At 38.5% G+C, this 5,111-nt stretch carries 5 protein-coding genes and 5 tRNA genes; all 10 read left to right on the forward strand.

Going from position 1 to position 5,111, the window contains the following annotated elements; genetic code table 11:
- The first annotated feature begins 12 nt into the window (after nt 1-12).
- Nucleotides 13-89: transfer RNA gene (locus A194_RS0114420), tRNA-Thr, on the forward strand.
- Between the two features lie 6 nt (nt 90-95).
- A tRNA-Tyr gene (locus A194_RS0114425) sits at nt 96-181 on the forward strand.
- A gap of 6 nt (nt 182-187) precedes the next feature.
- A tRNA-Gln gene (locus tag A194_RS0114430) sits at nt 188-262 on the forward strand.
- A 21-nt stretch (nt 263-283) separates the two neighbouring features.
- Nucleotides 284-359: transfer RNA gene (locus tag A194_RS0114435), tRNA-Lys, on the forward strand.
- Between the two features lie 16 nt (nt 360-375).
- A tRNA-Ala gene (locus tag A194_RS0114440) sits at nt 376-451 on the forward strand.
- A 218-nt stretch (nt 452-669) separates the two neighbouring features.
- Nucleotides 670-1,572 carry an arginase gene (gene rocF, locus A194_RS0114445; RefSeq protein WP_017187515.1) on the forward strand — a complete coding sequence of 301 codons (903 nt, stop codon included), beginning with the start codon at nt 670-672 and terminating at the stop codon, nt 1,570-1,572.
- A 166-nt stretch (nt 1,573-1,738) separates the two neighbouring features.
- Nucleotides 1,739-2,305 carry a sigma-70 family RNA polymerase sigma factor gene (locus A194_RS0114450; RefSeq protein WP_017187516.1) on the forward strand — a complete coding sequence of 189 codons (567 nt, stop codon included), beginning with the start codon at nt 1,739-1,741 and terminating at the stop codon, nt 2,303-2,305.
- Nucleotides 2,306-2,468: 163 nt separating this feature from the next.
- Nucleotides 2,469-3,290: a diadenylate cyclase CdaA gene (gene cdaA / locus A194_RS0114455; protein ID WP_017187517.1), complete on the forward strand. Its 822-nt coding sequence runs from the start codon at nt 2,469-2,471 to the stop codon at nt 3,288-3,290.
- Entirely contained in the window at nt 3,283-4,521 is a 1,239-nt protein-coding gene (locus A194_RS0114460; RefSeq protein ID WP_017187518.1) for a CdaR family protein, read from the forward strand. The genes cdaA and A194_RS0114460 overlap by 8 nt, the downstream gene beginning before the upstream one ends.
- A gap of 46 nt (nt 4,522-4,567) precedes the next feature.
- A partial coding sequence (locus tag A194_RS0114465) for a hypothetical protein (RefSeq protein WP_017187519.1) occupies nt 4,568-5,111 on the forward strand: 544 nt, incomplete at its 3' end.

The raw sequence follows: 5,111 nt of genomic DNA on the forward strand, positions 1-5,111 counted from the left end.
TCTAACTTTATCGCCGACCTAGCTCAATCTGGCAGAGCAACTGACTTGTAATCAGTAGGTTGGGGGTTCGAGTCCCTCGGTCGGCACCAGTAGTTGGAGGGGTAGCGAAGTTGGCCAAACGCGGCGGACTGTAAATCCGCTCCCTTTGGGTTCGGCGGTTCGAATCCGTCCCCCTCCACCATTTTATTGGGCCATAGCCAAGCGGTAAGGCAACGGGTTTTGGTCCCGTGATTCTCAGGTTCGAATCCTGATGGCCCAGCCATATATAATTTACTGCAAGTTAGAGCCATTAGCTCAGTTGGTAGAGCATCTGACTTTTAATCAGAGGGTCGGAGGTTCGAATCCTCCATGGCTCACCATTTACATAAGAAGTAAGGGGCCTTAGCTCAGATGGGAGAGCGCCTGCTTTGCACGCAGGAGGTCAGCGGTTCGATCCCGCTAGGCTCCACCATAACATTGATTTAAAGTTGTTTCCTGATTTGGGAAGCAACTTTTTTTATATTTTAAAATCTAGATAAGACTTAATCATACTTAATTTGTACAAACTATAGTTAAATAGGGCTTATTACTGAAAGCGCCTTCATTTCTGCATAATTATTCACTTTTTTGTCCAGTTGAACCATTTAGATAATGAATATAAAATGACTTCAGGTAAAAGGAGGCATTTAGATGAAAAATAGAATAGGGATTGTTGGAGCTCCAATTACAATTGCACAGCCGAACTATGGCGTTGACCTAGGCCCAAATGCTATTCGATATGCAGGTTTACATAAACGTTTAGATGGGCTAAATGTAAACTATAAAGATTATGGAAATATTGATATAGAGAATGAGGGATCTAACAAAAAAGACCCCAAAACAAATTTAAAGAACTTAAAAGAGGTTACGAATGGTAACCAAAAAATTGCAGATGAGCTAAAAAAGATAAAGTCTAAGGGTGATTTTCCATTAATTTTAGGTGGAGATCATAGTATAGCTATAGGGACTATTGCTGGTCTGTATAATTATTATAATGAGCTAGGTGTTATTTGGTTTGATGCACATGCAGACTTGAACAGTGGTGAGACGTCTCCTTCAGGTAACATTCATGGTATGTCACTTGCAGCGAGTTTAGGTGTAGGGCATAAAAATCTTACATCGATTAATGGGGATGGTCCTAAAGTGAAACCTGAAAACACTGTGATTATTGGTGCACGGTCTATTGATGAAGGTGAGAGAAAGTTTATAAAAGGGCATGGTGTTCAAGTTTATACGATGCATGACATTGAGAAACGTGGTATGGATGCTGTAATTAAAGAGGCAATCGATTACTTGAGAGAGCGGGTAAATGGTGTCCATTTAAGTCTAGATGTTGATGGGATAGACCCTTTACATACACCAGGGACAGGGACACCTGTTGATGGGGGTCCTTCATATAGAGAGACATTTCATGCAATGTCTACATTATATGACTCTGAAATACTTACTTCAGTTGAAGTTGTTGAAGTCAATCCTTTATTAGATCAAGGGAATCAAACTGCTGAAGTCGCTACAAGTATGATTGCAGCAGTATTTGGCGAGAAATATGTTTAACCATTTAATAGCTTCATTTCTTTATGAAATGAAGCTATTTTCATTTATGAAACTCATGCAGGAATCTAATGTAAATATGAACTAATTTTTCCTATGAACTAATATGAAATTATTGGTAATTGTTGTATAATATTATTGATTGTATGAAAAGAGGAGAAGGATACCAGTGTCTGAACAGGGGGAGCATAACAAGATAAATTCAGATATAGCGTTGTATGAAGAGATCTTAACAACATATGACAATGATTTGTTTCGCCATTGTTATCGAGTTTTAGGCTGTTTTTATGATGCTGAAGAAGTGACGCAAGAAACATTTCTAAAAGTGTATCAGAATTTATATAAGTTTAAAGAAATTAAACAGGTCAAGCCTTGGCTTTTTAGAATTGCTACTAACCTTTGTATTGATAAAATGCGTAAGAAAAAGCCACTTGCGATCCTTGATCAAGCCATTAGTGGTTCTGAGTATGCTACCCGGTTGGATCAAGTTGAAAGTCAAACTCTTGACCCTGAAGACTCTGTCATTACAAATGAGCGTGATAAGCAGATATGGGATTACATAAAAGCTTTACCACCGAAGTATCGCTCTGTCATATTACTCAGATACTTCCAAGAGTTCTCGATAAATGAAATTTCTATAACACTTAATATTCCAGTAGGGACTGTAAAGACTAGAATATATAGGGGAAAAGAAGTTTTGAAGAAGAAGTTCGTTAACGGAAAAACGCTAGTTTAGAATCGTCTGAATTAGCGTTTTTAGTATTTCTAGTACAACATTCTACAATGAAAATTTAGGAATTTAATCATCTTCCATTTATTTAAGTCATAATAAAATGTGATATAATGAAAACAGTTTAAAAAGCTCCTTATGAATATAAGTGCGTGAAGGAAGTGTAGGCATGTCGTGGGAAGAATTAGATCTCATACAAGTGCTTAGAATCGTCGTTGATATAGCATTAGTATGGTTTGTTATATATAAATTATTTTCAGTTATAAGAGGGACGAAAGCCGTTCAGTTGTTGAAAGGCATTTTCGTTGTATTAGGTATATGGTTTTTTAGTTCAATTTTAGAGCTTAAAACTGTTCAATGGTTAGTTTATCAAGCAATAACATGGGGGTTTCTTGCTGTTATTATCTTGTTCCAGCCAGAAATTCGACGTGCATTAGAACAACTTGGACGAGGGAGCTTCTTTGCGAGAAATACCCAATCTGAAGAGAAAGCAATCCACGAAACGATCGATGCAATCGTAAAGTCGTGTAATTATATGAGTAAAAGAAGAATCGGTGCGCTAATCACCATTGAGCGTGAAACAGGTATGAGTGAATACGTTGAGACAGGTGTTGACGTTCATGGTAAATTAACGAGTGAGCTATTAACGAATATCTTTATTCCGAATGCGCCATTACATGATGGAGCCGTTATTATAAAAGCTGATGAAATTGTTGCGGCTGCTTGTTATTTACCGTTAAGTGAAAGTCCTTTTATTTCGAAAGAGTTAGGGACAAGACATAGAGCGGCTATGGGTGTCAGCGAGGTAACAGACGCTTTAACATTAGTCGTTTCAGAGGAGACTGGAAACATATCTGCCACTAAAAATGGTGAACTTCATCGAAAACTTGATGAAGAAGATTTACGTAAATTGTTAATGAAAGAGTTAAACCCTGCTGAAGGTACGTCTTCATCAAAGTCGTGGAGTTGGAGGGGGAAGCGAAATGGATAATTGGATTAAAAGCCCATGGTTTACAAGAATCGTATCACTATTTCTAGCCATTTTGCTTTACACAACAGTAGCGATTGATGAAGCAAATACGTCTCGATCGAACGATATCTTTCTTCCAACAGGTTCATCAGATGTTGAGACGATGGAAAACGTACCATTACAAGTTGATCTAGAGGAAGATGATTATGTCGTACGGGGTGTTCCTGATACGGTTAATGTGACAGTAGAAGGGCCGCGTAGTGTTATAACCCAGACAGTACGACAGCGTAATTTTGATGTATTTATTGATTTAAATGAGTTAGGACCAGGCCAACATGAAGTTGATGTTTTGCATGCTGGTATATCCAGTCAATTATCGGTTTATATTGAACCTAGAACAGTAGATGTCACGATTGAGGAACGTTCAACTGTGTCATTTCCAGTTGAAGTGGACTTTTTTGGTCATGATGAGTTAGGTGAAACTGATGCGTTTGCTAGTGAACCAGTTGTCGCACCCGAAGAGGTTGATATTACAGGCTCGAGTGCAGAAGTGGATCGAATTGCGATGGTGAAAGCCATTGTCGGCCTTACAGAGTTATCAGAAGATGGAGTGGTTAATGATGCTCCAATTCGAGTTTATGATGCCCAAGGAAATGAATTAAGTGTTTATGTCGATCCATCAACAGTTTCGGTTGAGGCGGATGTGTCGATTGATGATAAGCGTTATCCATTAACATATGAGTTAACTGGTGAATTAGATGACAGCCTAGTACTTCAAGGGGTTAATTTAAATCCTGTTTCTGCTACTTTATACGGTAGCCTTGAGCGTTTAGATGAAATTAATATGCTAGAGCCTTTAGAAATAAATTTAAGTGAAATTGAAGAAACGACGATATTAGAAGTTGATGTGCCTGTACCATCTGGTGTTACTAGGTCAGAACCTGAAACAGTTGAAGTAGAGGTTGCAGTCGAAGAAGCGATCGAAGACACATTGGATGACGTTGAAATAGAAGTCGACAATTTAGAAGACAACCAAGAAATCACTTTCATTGACCCAGATGAAGCGTTAATTGATGTTAACGTAATTGGAACTCAAGATGATATAGATGATTTAAGTTCAGATGATATAAGAATTTGGATTGATGTTGATGGTCAAGTAGAAGGTGAGTTTTTTGCGGACTTACAATTAGATGGCCCTGAAGGCATTAGACTTTCTACAGAAGAAGAACGAGTAAGGGTCAGAATCGAATAGATCTTGACGAATGATATGATGGATTGAATGAAGGAGCGGAATGATCATGGGAAAATACTTCGGAACAGATGGAGTACGTGGGGTAGCTAACACAGAATTAACACCAGAGCTAGCCTTCAAATTAGGGCGCTGCGGTGCCTACGCACTAACGAAAGATGTAACAGAGAAAGCTAAGCTACTAGTAGGTCGTGATACACGTATATCAAGTGAGATGCTTGAAGGTGCTTTAGTAGCTGGGATTCTATCTGTTGGTGTTGATGTCATGCGCCTAGGTGTAATATCGACTCCTGGTGTCGCTTATTTAACAAAAGCTTCAGGTGCTCAAGCAGGTGTCATGATTTCAGCATCTCATAACCCAGTAGAAGACAACGGTATTAAATTTTTCGGCGAAAGCGGATTTAAACTCAATGACGAACAAGAACATGAAATTGAAAACTTACTTGATGCAGACACTGATGAGTTACCAAGACCTGTCGGAACAAAAGTAGGGCAATCAATGAATTACTTTGAAGCGGGTCAGAAGTACTTACAACATTTAAAGCAGACGGTTGATACAGACTTTGAAGATATGAAGATTGTTATTGATTGTG

This window comes from Alkalibacillus haloalkaliphilus C5, from assembly GCF_000269905.1.
GTDB classification, from domain to species: domain Bacteria; phylum Bacillota; class Bacilli; order Bacillales; family Alkalibacillaceae; genus Alkalibacillus; species Alkalibacillus haloalkaliphilus_A.